Here is a 16946-nt window from a genome sequence, read left to right on the forward strand (position 1 = left end):
TGTTAGCGGACGGGCTCGCCGGCCTGACGCCAGGCACTCATGCCGCCGCGGAGGGAGTACGCCTCATAGCCCTTCCCCGCAAGCAGGCGGGCGGCGGAGGCGGAGCGGACTCCGGACTGGCACATTGCGATCACGGGCCTGGTCTTCTGGACCCCGGCCGTGCTGGCCTGAAGCTTCTCCAGCGGGACATGCCTGGCCTGCGGCGCCCGCCCTGAGCGCCATTCCTGGGCGGAGCGAACGTCGATCAAGGTGGCCCCCGAGGCCAGGAGTTCCTTGGCGCCAGCGACTGAGACGGTCTTGTAGGGCTTGCGGAAGGTCTTCTTTAGGGAGCTGATGAGGCCCATGGTGTTCTCCTTTGTTTCGGGTTGGAGGGCTGGCGTGTCAGGCGGTGACGGTGCTTGCTGTGACCCATGCCGCTACGGCAAAGATGAGCACCGCGAAGGAGACCCGGATGTGCTTGTCCTGCAGCCGGCGGGCGAGCCGGGCAGCAAAGAGGGATCCAAGGATGGCCGGGACCGCGAAGCCCAGGACGATTGGCCACTCGATAGTGAAACCTGCGGCGTGGGCCCCGTAGCCCGCCGCCGAATTGATCACGATGATGGCCAGGGAGGAACCGACTGCCTGTTTCATGCGCAGCCCCAGGAACAGTGTGAGAGCCGGGGTGATCAGGAACCCTCCGCCCACACCCAGCAGCCCTGTGAGGAACCCAACCAGGAGGCCGACCCCTACGGCCTTCGGCGCGCAGGTACGGAAGGCCCTGGTGGGCCCGATGCTGCAGGAACCGTCGGTTTCCCTGGTCCGCGCGAGCATCCGGATCCCCGCGATCACCATGATGACGGCGAAGGCGAGCATCAGGATGTTCGGATCAAGCAGGCGGCCCAGGGCGGTTCCAGCCCAAGCGGCCGGAATGCCCGCGGCACCGACAATCAGGACCACTGGCCAGTTGATGCCTTCACGGAGCCTGGGGATCAGGGCCGCCAGGGACGAGATGCCCACCACGAGCAGAGAGGTGGGAATGGCCTCCGCGGGGCTCATGCCCACGCCGTACACCAGGGCGGGAACGGCGATGATCGACCCGCCGCCACCCACCACACCGAGTACGACGCCGACGACGAGCCCCAGCGACAGGGCAGCGATCATGCTGCCGGAGTCTGCTCAGCCGGGAAAACCGGCAGCTGCATGATGGCGGTTTCGCGCGTGGGCTCCTTGGCGGACTTGTTCCACGGCATGGCCGAGAGGGCCCGGCCCATGGCGCAGGTGTTGGTCGCCGCGGAGAAGGTCAGGCCGGCGCCGATGACGCCAGCAAGGGTCCGGATCCTGGGGGAGACGAACTTGCCGCCAGCCAGGCCGAGGACCACCAGGGAGCCAGCGGCGAGACGGACCTGCCGCTCCAGGTCCCAGCGGTCCTTGCCTTTGACCACGTCACCCCCGGCCGCTGCGAAGCCGGGGACGCCGCCGGTCAGGACGTAGGCCGGATCGATGCCGGAACCACTGAGGCGCTGGCGCGCCTGTTCAGCGCGGGCCCCCGACTGGCAGACGAGGACGACGCGGCTACCCAGGCGGGCGGCGAGCTCATCGGTGTGTTCGGACAGCAGCGGCAACGGCACGTTGTATGACCCGCGGATGTGCACGGACTCGAACTCAGCGGCCGAGCGGACGTCAATGATCATGAGGTCCTGATGCTCCGTGACCCAGCTGCGCAAGGTCCCCGGAGCGAGAGCGGAAATGGCGGTGGAAGGGGAAGTCATGGCGGGCCTCTCGAAAGGGGTCGTGGGTGGATACCCCACCGAGTATGCCAGATACCCATGGGGGTATGCAAAATACCCCATGGGGTATATGGTTGTGGCAAGCCACCTACGCCTTGGGAGACCTCATGCAACTCGATTCGACTGAACTGGCCCCCGTGGTCAATCGCCTCAAACGTGCCCAGGGTCAGCTCGCTGCCGTGACCCGCATGCTGGAAGAGGGCGGGGACTGCAAGGAAATCGTCACGCAGCTGGCGGCCGTCTCGAAGGCTCTGGACAGGGCCGGATTCGCGATCATCGCCAGCGGCCTTGAGCAATGCATCGTCCGCGAAGACATCACCATGGACCGGAAAGAGCTCGAAAAGCTTTTCCTCTCCCTCGCCTGACCAGACGGGGACAAAGGGCACCGTGTCGCGGGGGACGTGGAGGAGTATCATTCCTTCCGGGGGGCGGGCCTGGAAAGAGAATAGCCATGCTCAAGGACAAGCAAGTCGGCGCAGTGCTACCGGCAGCGGACATCGCCCGTGCACGGGATTTCTACCGCGATAAGCTCGGGCTCGAACCGGAGAACGCGGATGCCGAGGACAACCTGCAGTACAAGTGCGGAGGAGGTACCGGGTTCCTCCTGTACCAGACGCCCAACGCCGGAACGGCCAAGAACACGCAGATCGGCTGGCAGGTCGATGACCTTCCGGGTGCCGTTGCGGAACTCCGAGCCAAGGGAGTCGTTTTCGAGGAATACGATTTCCCGGGCCTAAAAACCGAGGACGGCATCGCCACCACTCCGGACGGAAGCTCGGCCGCGTGGTTCCTGGACACCGAGGGCAACATCCTGAGCCTCAACCACATGACCTAGTACACCTAGGGCCGGCCCACAGGACGCAGGCAAGGCCTTGCCAGGACTGAGGTCGCCGGAAACGATGCCGATCACGAAGCCCGGCCGGAGCGCGACAGCGCCGCCGGCCGGGCTTCGTATGTCCGCGGTCCTACGCGTCGGTACCGGCTTCCGGTTCCTCTGACCACGCCATGCTGGGTCCAATGGCGTCTATCGCCTGGGACAGCGGGATTCCGGAGCCGTCGCGGCGGCCATGCTCGCCGGGGAGTGAGCGCGCCACGCCCGCCAGGGAGGACGCCTTGGCCGGACCGTGCCCAGCCCACCCGAGCAGCAGCGTGTCCTCGCCCTTCAGGAAGCGGTGCGCCCGCACGCCGGCAGTCGCCCGGCCCTTGACCGGGTACTCGGCCAGGGCGGTGACCTTCGCAGCCCCGGGGGCTGTGCCCGGCAGGGCATTTTCCGTCCCGGCGATGGTCACGACGACGGCGGCGGCGTCAGCGGGGCTGGCGGTCCCGAAGAACATCACCCGGTCCCCGGCGGCCAGTTTGATCCCGGCCATGCCGCCGGCGGTCCGGCCCTGCGGGCGGACCGCGGAGGCACTGAAGCGCAGCAGCTGGGCCTGGCGCGTGATGAAGACGAGGTCGTCGTCGTCGGACCCGGCGGGGGCAACGCCCACCACGGTGTCCTTGTCCTTGAGCGCGATCGCTTCCCAGTCTTCGCGGTTCAGCGGATAGTCCGGCTGGACCCGCTTGACCACGCCCTGGGCGGTTCCGATTGCCAGGACCTGGTCCAGCGGCGCGAAGGCGACCAGCGACTCACCCTTGAGGAGCGTGATGAAATCCTTGGCCGCGACCCCGCCGGCCATGTTCGGGGTCCCCGACGTCGGCGGCAGCACAGGCATGTCCATGACCTGCAGGCGCAGCATGCGGCCCTGCGAGGTCACGGCGGCGATCTCCCCGCGGGCGGTGGTCTTGACCACGGAGGAGAAGACATCATGCCGGGTCCGCGGTCCGGCCTCGGCCAGGCTGTCCTGGTTGGCGGTGCGGGCGATCTGTCCGGACACGGTGAGGATGGCCCAGCAAGGATCGTCCGCGATCTCGAGGGCCAGCGGTGCGGCCTTGCCCTTGACCCCGGCGGCTGCGCCCACCGCGGCGGCCACGGTGGGGGAGACGGCCTCGGATTCCAGCAGGACGGTCCGGCGCGGTGTGCCGTACTTCTCCGCGATCTCGCCGAGTTCGTCGGACACCAGGGCCCGGAGCAGCGCGGGGGAGCCCAGGATTGCCTCAAGCTCCGCGATCTCCCGGCGGAGCTCCTCCTGCTCCTTCTCCAGCTCGACCCGCGAATATTTGGTCAGCTGACGCAGCCGCAGTTCCAGGATGTAGTTGGCCTGGATCTCGGAGAGATCGTAGATGGACATCAGCCGGGTCCGGGCCGCGGCGACCTCGTCGGAGGACCGGATGATCTGGATGACCTCGTCAATGTCCACGATCGCGACCAGCAGGCCCTCGACCAGGTGCAGGCGGTCCTTCTTCTTGCCCAGCCGGAAGGCCGTGCGGCGCCGGACCACATTGATCCGGTGGTCCACGTAGACCGCGAGCAGCTGCAGCAGCCCGAGGGTCTGCGGCTGGCCGTCGACGAGCGTGACGTTGTTGATACCGAAGGAATCCTCCATCGGGGTGTAGCGGTAGAGCTGCTGGAGCACGGCAGTGGGGTTGAAGCCGTTCTTGAGCTCGATGACCAGGCGCAGGCCGTGCTTGCGGTCGGTGAGGTCCACGACGTCGCTGATGCCGGTGAGCTTCTTGTTGTTGACGGCATCCTTGATTTTCTCGATCACCTTCTCCGGGCCCACCATGTAAGGCAGTTCCGTGACCACCAGGCCGGTGCGGCGGGCCGAGAGCTGCTCGATGTCCACCTTTGCCCGGGTCTTGAAGGAGCCGCGGCCCGTGGCATAGGCGTCGCGGATGCCGTCCAGGCCCACGATCCGGCCGCCGGTGGGCAGGTCCGGGCCGGGGACGAACCTCATGATGTCCTCGAGCGTGGCGTCCGGGTTGTCGATCAGGTGCCGGGCCGCGGCGATGACCTCCACCAGGTTGTGCGGGGCCATGTTGGTGGCCATGCCGACGGCGATGCCGGTGGCGCCGTTGACCAGCAGGTTGGGGAACGCGGCCGGCAGCACGTCCGGCTGGGTCAGCTGGTTGTCGTAGTTGGGAACGAAGTCGACGACGTCCTCGTCGAGGTGGTCGGTGAGGGTCAGGGCCGCGGCCGCCAGCCGGGCCTCCGTGTAGCGGGGGGCGGCGGGACCGTCGTCGAGCGAGCCGAAGTTGCCGTGCCCGTCGATCAGCGGCAGCCGCAGGGAAAAGTCCTGGGCCATGCGAACCATGGCGTCGTAGATCGCGGCGTCACCGTGCGGGTGCAGCTTGCCCATGACCTCGCCCACCACGCGGGCGCTCTTGACGTGGCCGCGGTCCGGGCGCAGCCCCATGTCGGACATCATGTAGAGAATGCGCCGCTGGACGGGCTTCAGGCCGTCGCGGGCGTCGGGGAGGGCCCGCGAATAGATCACCGAATAGGCGTATTCGAGGAACGAGCCTTCCATCTCGGATGTGACATCGATATCGACGATGTTTTCTACGAAATCCTGGCTGGGTTCCCCTGCCGGGGGCGTGGTTTGGCGGCGTGCCATAAGGCTGGTGGATCCTTCTGAGGGGTGCTGAACGGGTACTGCGTAAGTTTATGACTAGGCTAAGCCTATGGTGGATCAGCCGGCGGACGGCGTATATCCGGAATATTGGGAAGCCGATGTTGTCCTGCGCGACGGCGGCACAGCGCATGTGCGCCCCATCCACCCCTCCGACGCGGATGCCGTCCAGGCCTTCCACGTGGGCCAGTCCCAGAAGTCCATCTATATGCGCTTCTTCGCCTTCAAGTCCAAGCTGTCCAGCAAGGAACTCAAGCGCTTCACCGAGGTTGACTACAAGGACCGGGTGGCGCTGGTGATCACCATCGGCGGCGAAATCCTCGGCATCGGCCGTTACGACCGGCTCGATGATCCGGCAGAGGCCGAGGTCGCCTTCAACATCGCCGACGCCCACCAGGGCCGCGGCATCGGCTCGATCCTGCTCGAACACCTCGCCGCCGCCGCCCGCGAGCACGGGATCCGCAAATTCAGCGCCGAGGTGCTCCCGGAGAACCGCAAGATGCTGATGGTCTTCTCCGACGCCGGCTACGACGTCAAACGCCACTTCGACGACGGCGTGGTCAGCCTCGAGTTCAACATCGACCCCACCGACAAGTCCCGGGCCGTCATGGAATCCCGCGAACACCGTGCCGAGGCCCGCAGCATCCAGGAACTGCTCGCCCCGGCGTCCGTGGCCGTGATCGGCGCCAGCCGCAAATGGGGCACCGTGGGCTACCAGCTGCTCGAGCACATCATCGAAGGCGGCTTCAGCGGCCCGGTCTATGCGATCAACCCGGAGGCCCTGGAACTCGCCGGCATGCTCTCCTTCGCCCGGCTCTCCGAGGTCCCCGGCCCGGTCACGCTCGCCATCATCGCGGTCCCGTACGACGAGGTCCCCAAGGTGGTCCAGGAATGCGCCGCCGCCGGGGTCAAGGGAATTGTGGTGGCCACCGCGGGGTACGCGGACGACGGCGAACGCGGCCTGGCCCGCCAGCGCGAACTGGTCCGGCAGGCCCGCGCCAACGGCATGCGTGTGATCGGTCCGGCGTCCCTGGGCATCGTCAATACCAACCCGTCCGTATCCCTTAACGCCTCGATGGCGCCTGCCCTGGCCCGCCGCGGCGGTTTGGGGCTGTTCAGCCAGTCGGCCGCGATCGGCGTCTCCCTCTACGCGGCCTCCAGCCGGCGCCGGGTTGGCATCTCGACGTTCCTCTCGGCCGGCAACCGCGCCGACGTCTCCGGCAACGACATGATGCAGTACTGGGAAGACGACGCCGACACCACGGCGGTGGGCCTGTACCTGGAATCGATCGGCAACCCGCGCAAGTTTTCCCGGCTGGCCCGCCGGCTGGCCCGCACCAAGCCGGTGATTGTGGCCAAGTCCGACGCCATGGGCCTGAACCTGCCGCCGGGGCACGCCGTCCGCACCACCCAGGCTCCCTCGGAAGCGCTGGACGCCATGATGCGGCAGGCCGGCGTGATCCGGGTCGAGACCATCGAAGAGCTCATGGACGTTGCCCAGATCGTCTCGAGCCAGCCGCTGCCCGGGGGGCCCGGCATCGCCGTCTTCAGCAACTCGCGCGCCCTCGGCAAGGTGGTCGCGGACAGTGCCGCCCGCCAGGGGCTCGGCGTGGAACGGATCGTGACCGACGTCGACCTCGACGCGGGCATGTCCCGGGCGCTGCCGGCCCTGCGGCGGAGCCTGCAGGAAACCCTGACCGCGGACACGGTGCACGCCGCGGTGGTCGCGCTGCTGCCGGCACACGGCCTCACCGTCGAAAAGATCGCCGGAGTGCTGGCCGAATGCTCCGCGGCGGCCGGCAAACCCGTGGTGGCCGCCTTTAGCGGAATCCTTGATCCCTCCATCTACGTGGAGGGCATGGTCGGCGCGGAACCGGAGCAACCACACCAGCCCGCGCCGCCCGCTCCGCCGGTTCCGTGCTATTCCAACCCGGGTGCGGCGGTGGCGGCCCTTGGCGCCGTCGTGCGCTACGCCCAATGGCTGGACCGGGACCAGGGCCTGTTCGTGGAACCCGAAGGGTGCCACCCGGAGGCCGCCCGGGCGGACCTGGAGCTGCTGCTGCGCAATGTGGGCGGGGAGCAGCTCGTCCGGCTGGACCAGGACACGGCCGCGCAATTGCTGGGCCACTACGGCATCCGGCTGGTCCCGTCCGTCGGGTTCGAGACGGCGGAGCAGGCCGTGGCCGCGGCCGGGCAGCTCGGCTGGCCCGTGGCATTGAAGACCACGGATCCGGCACTGCGCCACCGACTGGACCTCGGCGGCGTGCGGCTGGACATCCAGGACGCCGATTCGCTGCGGCGCAACGTGCTGGAGATGCGCAAGTCACTCGAAAGGTACGGCTCGCCGTCCCTGGAAGTGCAGACCATGGTCCCCGTGGGGCAGGCCTGCACTTTCCGTGCCATCGAAGACCCGCTGCTGGGGCCCGTGATCTCCTTCGGCCTGGCCGGAGACGCCGTGAACCTGCTCGATGACTGGGCCCACCGCGTGCCGCCGCTCTCCGGCTCCGACGTCCACGACTTCATCCGGGCGCCCCGGGCGTCGCGGAAACTCTTCGGCTACCAGGGCCTGCCCGCCGTCGACGTCGCGGCGCTCGAGGACCTCGCCGCCCGCCTCACCAGGCTCAAGGACAACCATCCGGAGGTCGCGCTGGTTTATTTCAATCCCGTCCTCGCCGGGCCCGATGGTGCCTCGATCCTTGCCGCCGACGTCAGGATCGCAAACGCCGCCCAGCGGACCGACAGTGCGCGCCGGGCGATGCGCAGTTAGGGTCGAACCTCGCGGGCTGCAGCCCGCGTCCGGGGCCCGGCAGTTAGCAAGTCCCCAACTGATCTGTGAAAATGGAGACTATGAGCACCCAGCCTCCAGCACCCAAGCCCCTGGCGACCGTCCCCGCACGCCAGACCGCGCACCACCACGGCCTCCATGACCACAGTGCGCAGGGCCAGAGCCTGGAAGGGGCCCTGCAGCAGGCCGGTTTCTACCCCCGGCTCGTGGCCGACGTCGTCGCCGATGCGCTGGACGGCCGCGACTGCGTGGCCCACCTCGTTCACCTCGAGACACACTTCGACCGCGCGGAAGTCCGCCGCCACATCACCGTCCTGGTGCTGACCGACGACATGCTGGTCATCACCCACGTCGACGACCAGCAGCTTGACGAGGCCGGCGAGCAGACCGTCGCCCAGGTATCGACCGAGTCCGTCCCCGTCACCCAGATCCGCTCGGTGGTCCTGAGCTACGTCTACGCCCAGCCCCAGGACTACAAGCCGTCCGACCCTGTCCGGGAGCTGACGCTGTCCATTGCGTGGTCCGGCGGCCAGCGCCTCGACATGGGTCCGGCCAGCTGCGGGGACCCGCAGTGCGAGGCCGATCACGGCTACAGCGGCACCATTGCGCAGGAAGACATCGTCCTGCGGATCAGCGCCGAAGCGGACGGCCTGCAGGCCGTCCAGGACGCCAAGCTGTTCGCCCGCGCCCTGCGTGCGGTGAACACCGGCTCCGCGGCGCCAGTCCCGCACAACGGGCCCGGGCTGCCGCCCCGGCCGCGGATGGGCGTGTTCGGAAACCGCCTCAGCCGCGGCCACCAGCGCTGACATGGCCCATTTTCGTCAGCCTGAGCCCGCCGAAGACCAGCTGCCACTCCCGGTATTGACCCCCTCCCTGGCCGGCGCCGCCGCAGGCCCGTTGGCCGCCGGCGCTGGTCCGTCCGCGCTCCCGCCTGCCCCGGCGTTCGGACACCGTTCCATCGCGGAGGTGCTCACCAGCGCCGCCGCAAGCCTGGGTGTCCCGGGGTTTGAGAACAAACTGAACCTTCCGGCCGCGAAACGCGTGTGTGTGGTGCTGGCCGACGGGCTGGGCCGGAACCTGTTGAAGCAGAAGAGCGCCCACACCCCGTTCCTGCGGGCGGTGCAGCAAGCCGGCCAGGGCCAGGTACCCGTGTCGCTGGACTCGGCCTTCCCGTCCACCACTGCGGCATCCCTCGCCAGCTTTGGCACCGGCCTGTCGGCGGGCCAGCACGGCATGGTGGGCTATGACGTCCTGGACCCGGATCAGGACCGGGTGGTGAACATGCTGGGCAACTGGGACGCCGGCGTGGACCCGCGGACGTGGCAGCCGTTCCCCACCGTTTTCGAACGGGCCGCGGAACACGTTGACGTCACGACCGTCAGCCTGCCGCAGTTCAGCACCTCGGCCATGACCGAGGCCGCGCTGCGCGGCGGCCGCTTCCTCACCGGAACCACGTCGCACGCCCGGACCGAAGCGGCCGCCGAGGCCATGGCCGGCGCCGGTCCCTCGCTGATGTACTTCTATGTCAATGAGCTCGACAAGGCCGGGCACCGCCACGGCTGCCAGTCAGCCCAGTGGGAGCACCAGCTGGAGGAACTCGATGCCACGGTTCGCCGGCTCAACGCCACCCTCCCGGCCGGCACGACCGTGCTGCTGACGGCGGACCACGGCATGGTGGACGTGCCCGAATCGCAGCGGATCGACTACTCAGCGGAGCCGGCGCTGCTCGCCGGCGTGCGGCACACCGCCGGCGAGCCGCGCATGGTCCACCTCTACCTCGAGGATGGAACTGACGACGCCGCCCGCGCCCGGCTGCTGGCAAACTGGCGGTCCCGATTCGGGGACAGAATCTGGGCCTTCACCCGTGAGGAAGCGATCGCGGGCGGCCTGTTCGGTGACGTGCGGGCCGAGGCCGCCTTGCGGATCGGCGACGTCATGATCGCGGCCCGGGATTCGTTGGCGCTTTACGATACACGCAGGGTCCGGCCCACTGCCCTGGAGGTGGTGGGCCAGCATGGTTCCCTGACGAAAGCCGAGCGGGAAGTCCCGCTGCTCTACTTCCAGGCCGACGGTAAGAGGGCGCCGCGCGGCTGACTGCTGCTTGAAATCCCCGCCTGAAATCCCTGCCTGGAATTTCGGGTCTGGTTCTTATTGGTCGTTGCGGGTGCCGAAGACGATTTCGTCCCAGCTTGGAACACTGGACCGCTTCGGCTTGGCCGGCTGGCGCTCCGGCTGGTCCGTGCCGGCCTCGTTCCGGGTAGCGGCGTGGGACTCGCGGTGCTGCCGCCGGGACGTTCCGCCGCCGATCAGTTCATCCAGGCCCGGGCTCGCCGTCGGGCCGCTCTTAGGGGCCGGGCGCAATTGCGAGGCCGCGATGGTGACTTCCCGGGTCTCGGTGCTGACGCCGTCGTGCAGTTTAAGGGCATCGTCCTCTTCCGGGAGGCGCGGTGCGAGGGTCAGCCGCGAGAGCATCGACGGCCTGCCGTCGCGCCGTCGCGTGAAGGGGTCGGTTTCTGACGGGGCGGCTGCCTCCGCTGCCCGAACTTCCGGCAGCCCGGGCTTGATGACGGCCGGGTCGGTGTCGGCCGACTCGGGATCGGCTTCCGCAGCGGCTTCGGGGATGGCTTCCGGTTCCGCTGCTTGCGGAATTTCGGTTGCGTCCGGCACTTCCGACGGACGGGGGTGGGCCGCGGGGACACCGGTGGTCAGGAGTGTGGCGAGGGCGTCGTCCGCGTCCTCGTCCACGCCGATCCGCTGGCCGCGGCGGGAACGCAGCATGTCCAGCAGCCCGTCGGCGTCCTGTTCCTGGTGGATCCTGTCCTGCTGGAGCAGCATCTGGTGAATAATGCTGTGCTGGCCGGTCGCTGTGCGGGCCGCAGCCTCGGCATCGGTCTCAAAGTCGAAGGGCCGGTCGGAGACGGCCGTGAGGCGCCGCGTCGGCACGGGGCCTTCGAGCGGCTCAAGTTCGCTCAGCTGCTGGGCCCAGCGGTTGGCGTTTTGCAAGGTCTTCCGGGCGGGGTGGAAGGTCCACAGGGCCGGCGGCTCCTCGCCGATTCCGGCCGGTCCGCCGGGCTTGGGCTCAAAGCGGGCCACCACGTTCCAGCTGCCGTCGGGACGGCGCCAGGAATCCCACTCCAGTGTTGAGGGTTCGACGCCGTACGCCCTGAGCCGGTGTTCGACCATGTCGCTGAGGGACGCCGGGTTTTCACCGAACACGGACCGGTAGGCGTCGTGGCCCGGGGCAGGGGAGGCGACCTCCACCTTGCGGGCCTGCTGGGCGATGTACTCGCGTTCGGCCAGGACCGGGCCCTCGTAGCGCTGGACTTTCTCCAGCGGAATTCCGGACAGTTCCGCCACTTCGGCAGCGGTGGCCCCGTTGCGAATCCTGGTCTGGATATCGCGCGGTGACATGGCAATAGGGGGTGCGGCCGCGCTGGACGCGGTCTTCGCCGACGTCCGGCTGGCTGCCACCCGAAGTGCTTCATCGATCGGCAGCTGGAACATCTCGCCGCCGGTGCCACTCAACAGGAGATGCTCTCCGTCGTCGTGGACGCCTACAAGCCGTAGATCCTGCATACAAATCCTCCACCCTGGCATTACTAACAATCGAAACTCTGCCACCAGCGGGACGCATTTCGGGTTAGGACGGCTGGCGCGCCGTGATTTTCCGCGACTTTCCGCGACTTTCCGCCGGTTTTTGCGGGTCTGCGGGAGAGATCGGGGGGAGGGGACCGGTGGGCTCTGGCATTCGGTGGGCGCTTAAGCAAAAATGACCCGACACCGGGCACAAAAACCGCATGTCCGGCGTTACAACGGTGAACCGCTCCCGGAGCCCAGGGTTACCATCCCGGCGGGCCATCCTGGAACGGCGAATCAATCGAACGAATGCGGAGTGTGAGCAACAAATAATGGCGACTGATTACGATGCGCCGCGTAAAACCGAAGAAGACCTCAGTGAGGATTCGATTGAGGCTCTGAAGGCGCGGCGTACGGAGAAGCCTTCCGCTGTGGTGGATGAAGATGAGTCCGACCTCGCCGAAGGCTACGAACTTCCCGGCGCAGACCTGTCCGGGGAGGAACTGCTGGTCCGGGTCCTGCCGGCCCAGGCAGACGAATTCACGTGTGCCTCCTGCTTCCTCGTCCGCCACCGTTCGCAGATTGCCCGCGAAAAGGACGGCCTCAAGTATTGCAAGGATTGTGAGGGCTAGGGACGCGGCAGCCGTGACCGGGAGCCCGGGTCCCGGGCACGCATTTGGGACCCTGCGCGCCTGGCGGCGCGCAGGAACCGTGGGTGGCGGCGGGAACTAGGCGTTGAGCGCGGCGATCAGCTGTTCGGGGTGGCGGGTGGACGTGAGCCAGTACGGGGTGCGGTCCGAGGGGTCCTCGATCTCGATCCGGACCACCGGATCCACCCAGCCGCGGATGCACAGGAACGCCAGCCCGTTGAGCCGGGTGCCGCGTTCCGCGGTCGCTTCCTTGCCCCGGAACGCCGTGGCCTTGCCCAGGAACCCGCGTTCAATGGTGGCCCTGCCCACCTTCAGGGTGGTCCTCGTGACAGCAATTGACGGCGTGGACAGGACCAGCAGCACGGAGATGATGACGAAGAGAACGATTGCTGCCGTAATACCGGCCCAGATGCTGATGGGGGCCAGCATGAGGATCCCGGCGCTGGAGAACCCTGCCGAGACCAGCCAGATCCAGAAGTTCGGCCAAAGCTTCTCGGAGTAAAGGACAGTGGAGTCGCTCGGGGCGCTCTTCGGGGCAGGCGCGGCTGCGCTGGATTCGGGCATAAGCACAGCTTTTCATCTTTCCCGGCCTATTTCACCTCGGCCCCCGCCCCGGATCAACCCGCGTCAACCCGGCTCCAGTCCCGCGGGCGCCGTGCGCGGGCAGGCCGGCAGCGGCTAGGACGATGTTCCTCGCGGGCGTTAGAGTGAGGGACTGTGACTGAAGAAAACACCGCCGTCGCCAGTGCCGCCTCCACGGCCAGCGACGCAGCCTACGGAACGCCCACCTTGACGGTACAGCTGAAAATGCTCGACGACGGGCTCGAGCCGCCGTCGTACGCGCACCCGGGCGACGCCGGCGCCGACCTTCGCGCCCGGGAGGACGTCGTCCTCGCACCGGGGGAGCGCCGCCTCGTCCCGACCGGCGTCTCGATTGCGCTGCCGGATGGTTTCGTTGCGCTGATCCACCCCCGCTCCGGCCTCGCCACCAAGCACGGACTCACGGTGGTGAACGCCCCCGGGACCGTGGACGCCGGCTACCGCGGGGAAATCGCGGTGACACTGCTCAATACGGACCGGCACGAGGCGATCGAGCTCCGCCGCGGCGATAGAATTGCACAAATGGTCATTCAGCGCGTGGAGTACGCCAGGTTCCTCCCGGTCGAGGAGCTCGACGGCTCCGTCCGCGGCGGGGGAGGCTTCGGCTCCACCGGCGGTTTCGGCGGACCGGCCTGAGCGCAGGCCCCGGCAAGGCCACGGGAGCCAACTGCGTTGCGGCAGTGCCGCAGGCACTGCAGCGCGTCGGCGCCGAAGCACACAGGCACTGAAGCACATAGGCATTGAAGCAACATAGGCATTGAAGCAACACGGGCATGACAGCAACACAGGCGCTGGGAAATGATCAGCGATGCAGGCAATGATGCAGGGAACAACGAACCGGCCGCGGGGTAGCGGGCGGCCACGCGGACAGGCGCCAGGACGGCGCCGGGCGGCGGTACAGGACCACAACTGAAGGAGACACCCCATGGTTTTTGGGCGCGGCAGGAAAGCCAAACAGCAGCAGCCAGCAGAGCCGGGCGAAGCCACGGAAGCTGCCAGTGACGCCGCTGCGACGCCGGCCGGGAACGTTGCCGAAACCGCTGGCCGGGCCGCGACCGGGCCCTTCGACGTCTCGGAAATCGAGGACCAGGACGGGTATGTGGACCTCGGCGCGCTGCTGATCGCGCCCCGCGAGGGACTCCAGCTCCGCTTGGAGGTTGAAGAGGCGAGCCAGCGCGTCGTCGCCGTCACCATGGACCTGGAGGGCTCGAGCCTTCAGCTGCAGGCCTTCGCCGCCCCCCGCTCCGAGGGCCTGTGGGATGAAATCCGTGAGCAAATCGGCCAGTCGGTCGGCAGCCAGGGCGGCCAGGTCGAGGAGGTCGAAGGCAGCTTCGGCGTCGAGCTCGTGGCGAAGCTTCCCGCCGGCGGCGCAGACGGCAGCCAGGGGTACCGCGTGGCCCGCTTCATCGGGGTCGATGGCCCGCGCTGGTTCCTCCGCGGGGTATTCGGCGGCGAGGCGGCCCTTGACCGCGACGCGGCGGCCGGGCTGGAAGGGCTCTTCCGGAAGATCGTGGTGGTCCGTGGCGAGAACCCCATGCCGCCGCGTGACTTGCTGCAGCTGCGACTGCCCAAGGACACCGCCGCTGCACCGTCGCCCCAGGCGGCCCCCGAATTCGAACAGCCCGAACGCGGACCGGAGATAACCCAGATTGGCTGATGCCGCCGGCAGGAAAGCCACCGCCACCATGTCCGTCCGGGACTTGCCGGACCGCGGGCGGGTGCTGTGCCACGGCTTCATCGAGTCCGTGACGTACGTGCCCGCCAACCAGGTGGCCTCCTTCATTGCGATCCTGATCGATCACGACGCACCCGCGCCCGTCAGCCGGTTCCCGGGGCTTGGTGCCAAGGCCGGCTCCGGCGCAGGAGCGGCGAGCAGCCTGCCGGCCAACGGGGTATCCACACACCGGGTGCGCCCCGGCGCTCAGCGCCAGCGGCCGGCCGGTCCCAAGGAGCGGCTGCGCGTCGTATGGCTGGGCCGGCGCCGGATCCCCGGTGTCGACGCCGGAACGGAGCTCCGCCTCGAGGGCATGGTGACCATGCGCGACGGGCTGCCGACGATCTTCAACCCCCGCTACGAAATACTCTCCCGCCAGGAGGAGCAATGACCCTGCCCGAACGGGCCCGCCCGGACCGGCCTCAGCAAGACATCGGCCGGCAGGAACCGGGGGAAACCGCCGACGGCGGCCGGGACATTGCCGCGCCGGTGACTTCCCAGCCAACGGCCGCCGATCCCGCGGCTTCCCAATCCACGGCGTCCCAGCCCACCGTTGCCCAGTTGGCCGGGGACTATGCGGCCAAGGCCGGCCTGCACCGGTCGAGCAACGGCAACATCGACGTACTTAAAAGCGCCGGCGGCATCCAGGGCATCGCCGAGAGCATCCTGCCGGGCCTGGTCTTCCTGATTGCGTTCACCATCGACCGGGAAAACCTGGCGATGGCCGTCACAGCCTCCCTGGCGGTGGCCGCCGTCTTCACTGTGGCGCGGCTTCTCCAGCGCAAACCGCTGACGCAGGCGCTGGCGGGCTTCATCGGCGTCGGACTCTCCGCCTGGCTGGCCACCTCGACCGGCAAAGCAGAGAATTTCTACGTCCTGGGGTTCTTCACCAACGTCGGCTACATCGTGGCTATGTCGATCTCCGTGGCCGTGCGCTGGCCGATCGCCGGCCTGCTCTTCGGCTTCATCCGCAACGAGGGCCTGGAATGGCGCAAGGACCCGAAGCGGATCAGGGCATACAGCATCGGCACGTGGGTGATCGTTGCCGTGCTGGTCCTGCGGCTCGTGGTGCAGGTGCCGCTCTACTTCATGGGGGAGCAGGGCCTCGCCGCCCTCGCCACCACCAGGCTCCTCATGGGCGCCCCGCTGTATATCCTCGGCATCTGGATTGCCTGGCTGATCACCCGGCCGGCCCCGGTGGCCGCCGCGGCCCCAGAAGCCAACTGACCCGCCGCCGGATTTGTTTGGTTCGGCGGCGGGACGTGGTGCTGATCGTTATCTGATTAGAAGAACGTGGGCTGGCGGGGGTGTAGGGAGCCTCCAGTGCGGATACTTCCTCGTCGCTGAGCGTCAGTTCGAGGGCTGCGGCCGCATCTGTAAGGTGCTTCTCCTTCGTTGCCCCGATGATCGGGGTGTCGACGGCCGGGTTCTTCAGCACCCAGGCCAGCGCGATGGTGGCCATCGCGACACCGCGTTCGGTCGCGATGCGTTCCACTGCGTCGACGATCGCTTTGTCGGAGTCGAGGAACAGCGGCCTGCCGAACTGGTCCTTGGCAGGGGTCGACGCCGCCCGGGTACTGGACTTGTCACCCCAGGGGCGTGCGACGATACCGCCCCCGAGCGGGCTCCAGACCATGGTGCCAACGCCCTGGTCGGCGAGAAGCCCATGCATTTCGCGCTCTTCCTCGCGCTGGACCAGGTTGTACTGGTCCTGCATCGAGACGAACTTGGTCCAGCCGTTCTGCTCGGCCGCGCTCTGCATTTTCGCGAATTGCCACGCCCACATCGACGAGGCGCCGATATAGCGGGCCTTTCCAGCCTGGACGACGTCGTGCAGCGCTTCCATCGTCTCCTCCACCGGGACCTCGGGGTCGAAGCGGTGGATCTGCATCAGGTCGACGTAGTCGGTGCCGAGCCGGGCGAGCGAGGCATCGACCTGCTCGAGGATGGCGTTGCGGCTCAGGCCGCCGCCTGTCGGGCCGTCGTGCATCGGCCAGTAGATCTTGGTCGCCAGGATTGTCTGCTCGCGGCTGCTGTATTCGCGCATGGCGCGGCCGACGATTTCTTCTGAACTGCCCATGCCGTAGACGTTCGCGGTGTCCCAGAAGTTGATGCCGAGCTCTACGGCCTGCCGGAAGAGGGGTGCGGCCGCTTCGCCGTCGAGGGCCCAGTCCTGGAACTGGTTCGGGGTCCCGAAGCTCATGCACCCCAGGGTGAGGCGGCTGACCTTGAGGTCGGACGTGCCGAGTTGGGTGTATTCCATCGTGTAATTCCTGTCAGAGAGTGGGATAAAGGCGCAGTGCGCCGGGACCCCCGAATTTCCGGTTGGGGGTCCCGGCCTGTGGA

The 16946-nt window shown here is 68.0% G+C and carries 17 protein-coding genes; 10 read left to right on the plus strand and 7 right to left on the minus strand.

Going from position 1 to position 16946, the window contains the following annotated elements:
• Positions 1-2: 2 nt before the first annotated feature.
• The 3 genes from ABH915_RS09020 to ABH915_RS09030 are packed head-to-tail and all read right to left on the minus strand — an operon-like array spanning position 3 to position 1748.
• Positions 3-344, minus strand: coding sequence for a rhodanese-like domain-containing protein (locus tag ABH915_RS09020; protein WP_370120093.1), 342 nt, complete (start codon positions 342-344; stop codon positions 3-5).
• Between the two features lie 37 nt (positions 345-381).
• Complete coding sequence (locus ABH915_RS09025) at positions 382-1140, minus strand: sulfite exporter TauE/SafE family protein (protein ID WP_370120096.1); 759 nt, start codon at positions 1138-1140, stop codon at positions 382-384.
• Complete coding sequence (locus ABH915_RS09030; RefSeq protein ID WP_370120098.1) at positions 1137-1748, minus strand: rhodanese-like domain-containing protein; 612 nt, start codon at positions 1746-1748, stop codon at positions 1137-1139. Before ABH915_RS09030 ends, ABH915_RS09025 begins: the two co-directional genes overlap by 4 nt.
• 125 nt (positions 1749-1873) lie before the next feature.
• Between ABH915_RS09030 and ABH915_RS09035 the strand changes: the two genes are divergently transcribed.
• Positions 1874-2131, plus strand: coding sequence for a metal-sensitive transcriptional regulator (locus ABH915_RS09035; protein WP_026537018.1), 258 nt, complete (start codon positions 1874-1876; stop codon positions 2129-2131).
• An 86-nt stretch (positions 2132-2217) separates the two neighbouring features.
• Positions 2218-2601, plus strand: coding sequence for a VOC family protein (locus ABH915_RS09040; protein WP_018772409.1), 384 nt, complete (start codon positions 2218-2220; stop codon positions 2599-2601).
• Between the two features lie 130 nt (positions 2602-2731).
• On the opposite strand, the gene ABH915_RS09045 is transcribed toward ABH915_RS09040, so the two are convergent.
• Positions 2732-5260 carry a DNA topoisomerase (ATP-hydrolyzing) subunit A gene (locus ABH915_RS09045; RefSeq protein ID WP_370120102.1) on the minus strand — a complete coding sequence of 843 codons (2529 nt, stop codon included), beginning with the start codon at positions 5258-5260 and terminating at the stop codon, positions 2732-2734.
• Positions 5261-5327: 67 nt separating this feature from the next.
• Between ABH915_RS09045 and ABH915_RS09050 the strand changes: the two genes are divergently transcribed.
• The 3 genes from ABH915_RS09050 to ABH915_RS09060 all read left to right on the plus strand — a co-directional run bounded on the left by ABH915_RS09050 (position 5328) and on the right by ABH915_RS09060 (position 10154).
• Positions 5328-8042 carry a GNAT family N-acetyltransferase gene (locus tag ABH915_RS09050; RefSeq protein ID WP_370120105.1) on the plus strand — a complete coding sequence of 905 codons (2715 nt, stop codon included), beginning with the start codon at positions 5328-5330 and terminating at the stop codon, positions 8040-8042.
• An 80-nt stretch (positions 8043-8122) separates the two neighbouring features.
• On the plus strand, positions 8123-8866 hold the full coding sequence (locus ABH915_RS09055; RefSeq protein WP_018772412.1) for a DUF5998 family protein: 744 nt from the start codon (positions 8123-8125) through the stop codon (positions 8864-8866).
• 1 nt (position 8867) lies between these two features.
• Positions 8868-10154 carry an alkaline phosphatase family protein gene (locus ABH915_RS09060; protein WP_370120108.1) on the plus strand — a complete coding sequence of 429 codons (1287 nt, stop codon included), beginning with the start codon at positions 8868-8870 and terminating at the stop codon, positions 10152-10154.
• A 54-nt stretch (positions 10155-10208) separates the two neighbouring features.
• On the opposite strand, the gene sepH is transcribed toward ABH915_RS09060, so the two are convergent.
• Positions 10209-11636: a septation protein SepH gene (gene sepH, locus ABH915_RS09065; RefSeq protein WP_370120111.1), complete on the minus strand. Its 1428-nt coding sequence runs from the start codon at positions 11634-11636 to the stop codon at positions 10209-10211.
• Positions 11637-11968: 332 nt separating this feature from the next.
• Between sepH and ABH915_RS09070 the strand changes: the two genes are divergently transcribed.
• Positions 11969-12268 carry a DUF4193 domain-containing protein gene (locus tag ABH915_RS09070; protein ID WP_018772415.1) on the plus strand — a complete coding sequence of 100 codons (300 nt, stop codon included), beginning with the start codon at positions 11969-11971 and terminating at the stop codon, positions 12266-12268.
• A gap of 96 nt (positions 12269-12364) precedes the next feature.
• Here ABH915_RS09070 and ABH915_RS09075 read toward each other — a convergent pair whose 3' ends face one another.
• On the minus strand, positions 12365-12850 hold the full coding sequence (locus ABH915_RS09075; RefSeq protein ID WP_370120115.1) for a DUF3093 domain-containing protein: 486 nt from the start codon (positions 12848-12850) through the stop codon (positions 12365-12367).
• A 153-nt stretch (positions 12851-13003) separates the two neighbouring features.
• On the opposite strand from ABH915_RS09075, the gene dut reads away from it, so the two are divergent.
• From dut to ABH915_RS09095, 4 genes are all read left to right on the plus strand, one after another.
• Positions 13004-13522: a dUTP diphosphatase gene (dut, locus tag ABH915_RS09080; RefSeq protein ID WP_018772417.1), complete on the plus strand. Its 519-nt coding sequence runs from the start codon at positions 13004-13006 to the stop codon at positions 13520-13522.
• A 289-nt stretch (positions 13523-13811) separates the two neighbouring features.
• Positions 13812-14543: a DUF3710 domain-containing protein gene (locus ABH915_RS09085; protein WP_026537010.1), complete on the plus strand. Its 732-nt coding sequence runs from the start codon at positions 13812-13814 to the stop codon at positions 14541-14543.
• A complete protein-coding gene (locus ABH915_RS09090; RefSeq protein ID WP_018772419.1) occupies positions 14536-14991 on the plus strand; it encodes a hypothetical protein in 456 nt (151 codons plus the stop codon). The genes ABH915_RS09085 and ABH915_RS09090 overlap by 8 nt, the downstream gene beginning before the upstream one ends.
• A complete protein-coding gene (locus tag ABH915_RS09095; RefSeq protein WP_370120120.1) occupies positions 14988-15827 on the plus strand; it encodes a DUF3159 domain-containing protein in 840 nt (279 codons plus the stop codon). Before ABH915_RS09090 ends, ABH915_RS09095 begins: the two co-directional genes overlap by 4 nt.
• Here ABH915_RS09095 and ABH915_RS09100 read toward each other — a convergent pair.
• On the minus strand, positions 15781-16863 hold the full coding sequence (locus tag ABH915_RS09100) for an aldo/keto reductase (RefSeq protein WP_370120133.1): 1083 nt from the start codon (positions 16861-16863) through the stop codon (positions 15781-15783). The genes ABH915_RS09095 and ABH915_RS09100 overlap by 47 nt on opposite strands.
• Positions 16864-16946: the final 83 nt, after the last annotated feature.

It is taken from the genome of Arthrobacter sp. MW3 TE3886, assembly GCF_041262145.1.
Taxonomy (GTDB): Bacteria; Actinomycetota; Actinomycetes; order Actinomycetales; family Micrococcaceae; genus Arthrobacter.

Coding starts and splice junctions, on each gene's coding strand:
- ABH915_RS09020 (WP_370120093.1), bottom strand. CDS start 344: ATGGGCCTCATCAGCTCCCTAAAGAAGACCTTCCGCAAGCCCTACAAG.
- ABH915_RS09025 (WP_370120096.1), bottom strand. CDS start 1,140: ATGATCGCTGCCCTGTCGCTGGGGCTCGTCGTCGGCGTCGTACTCGGT.
- ABH915_RS09030 (WP_370120098.1), bottom strand. CDS start 1,748: ATGACTTCCCCTTCCACCGCCATTTCCGCTCTCGCTCCGGGGACCTTG.
- ABH915_RS09035 (WP_026537018.1), top strand. CDS start 1,874: ATGCAACTCGATTCGACTGAACTGGCCCCCGTGGTCAATCGCCTCAAA.
- ABH915_RS09040 (WP_018772409.1), top strand. CDS start 2,218: ATGCTCAAGGACAAGCAAGTCGGCGCAGTGCTACCGGCAGCGGACATC.
- ABH915_RS09045 (WP_370120102.1), bottom strand. CDS start 5,260: ATGGCACGCCGCCAAACCACGCCCCCGGCAGGGGAACCCAGCCAGGAT.
- ABH915_RS09050 (WP_370120105.1), top strand. CDS start 5,328: ATGGTGGATCAGCCGGCGGACGGCGTATATCCGGAATATTGGGAAGCC.
- ABH915_RS09055 (WP_018772412.1), top strand. CDS start 8,123: ATGAGCACCCAGCCTCCAGCACCCAAGCCCCTGGCGACCGTCCCCGCA.
- ABH915_RS09060 (WP_370120108.1), top strand. CDS start 8,868: ATGGCCCATTTTCGTCAGCCTGAGCCCGCCGAAGACCAGCTGCCACTC.
- sepH (WP_370120111.1), bottom strand. CDS start 11,636: ATGCAGGATCTACGGCTTGTAGGCGTCCACGACGACGGAGAGCATCTC.
- ABH915_RS09070 (WP_018772415.1), top strand. CDS start 11,969: ATGGCGACTGATTACGATGCGCCGCGTAAAACCGAAGAAGACCTCAGT.
- ABH915_RS09075 (WP_370120115.1), bottom strand. CDS start 12,850: ATGCCCGAATCCAGCGCAGCCGCGCCTGCCCCGAAGAGCGCCCCGAGC.
- ABH915_RS09085 (WP_026537010.1), top strand. CDS start 13,812: ATGGTTTTTGGGCGCGGCAGGAAAGCCAAACAGCAGCAGCCAGCAGAG.
- ABH915_RS09095 (WP_370120120.1), top strand. CDS start 14,988: ATGACCCTGCCCGAACGGGCCCGCCCGGACCGGCCTCAGCAAGACATC.
- ABH915_RS09100 (WP_370120133.1), bottom strand. CDS start 16,863: ATGGAATACACCCAACTCGGCACGTCCGACCTCAAGGTCAGCCGCCTC.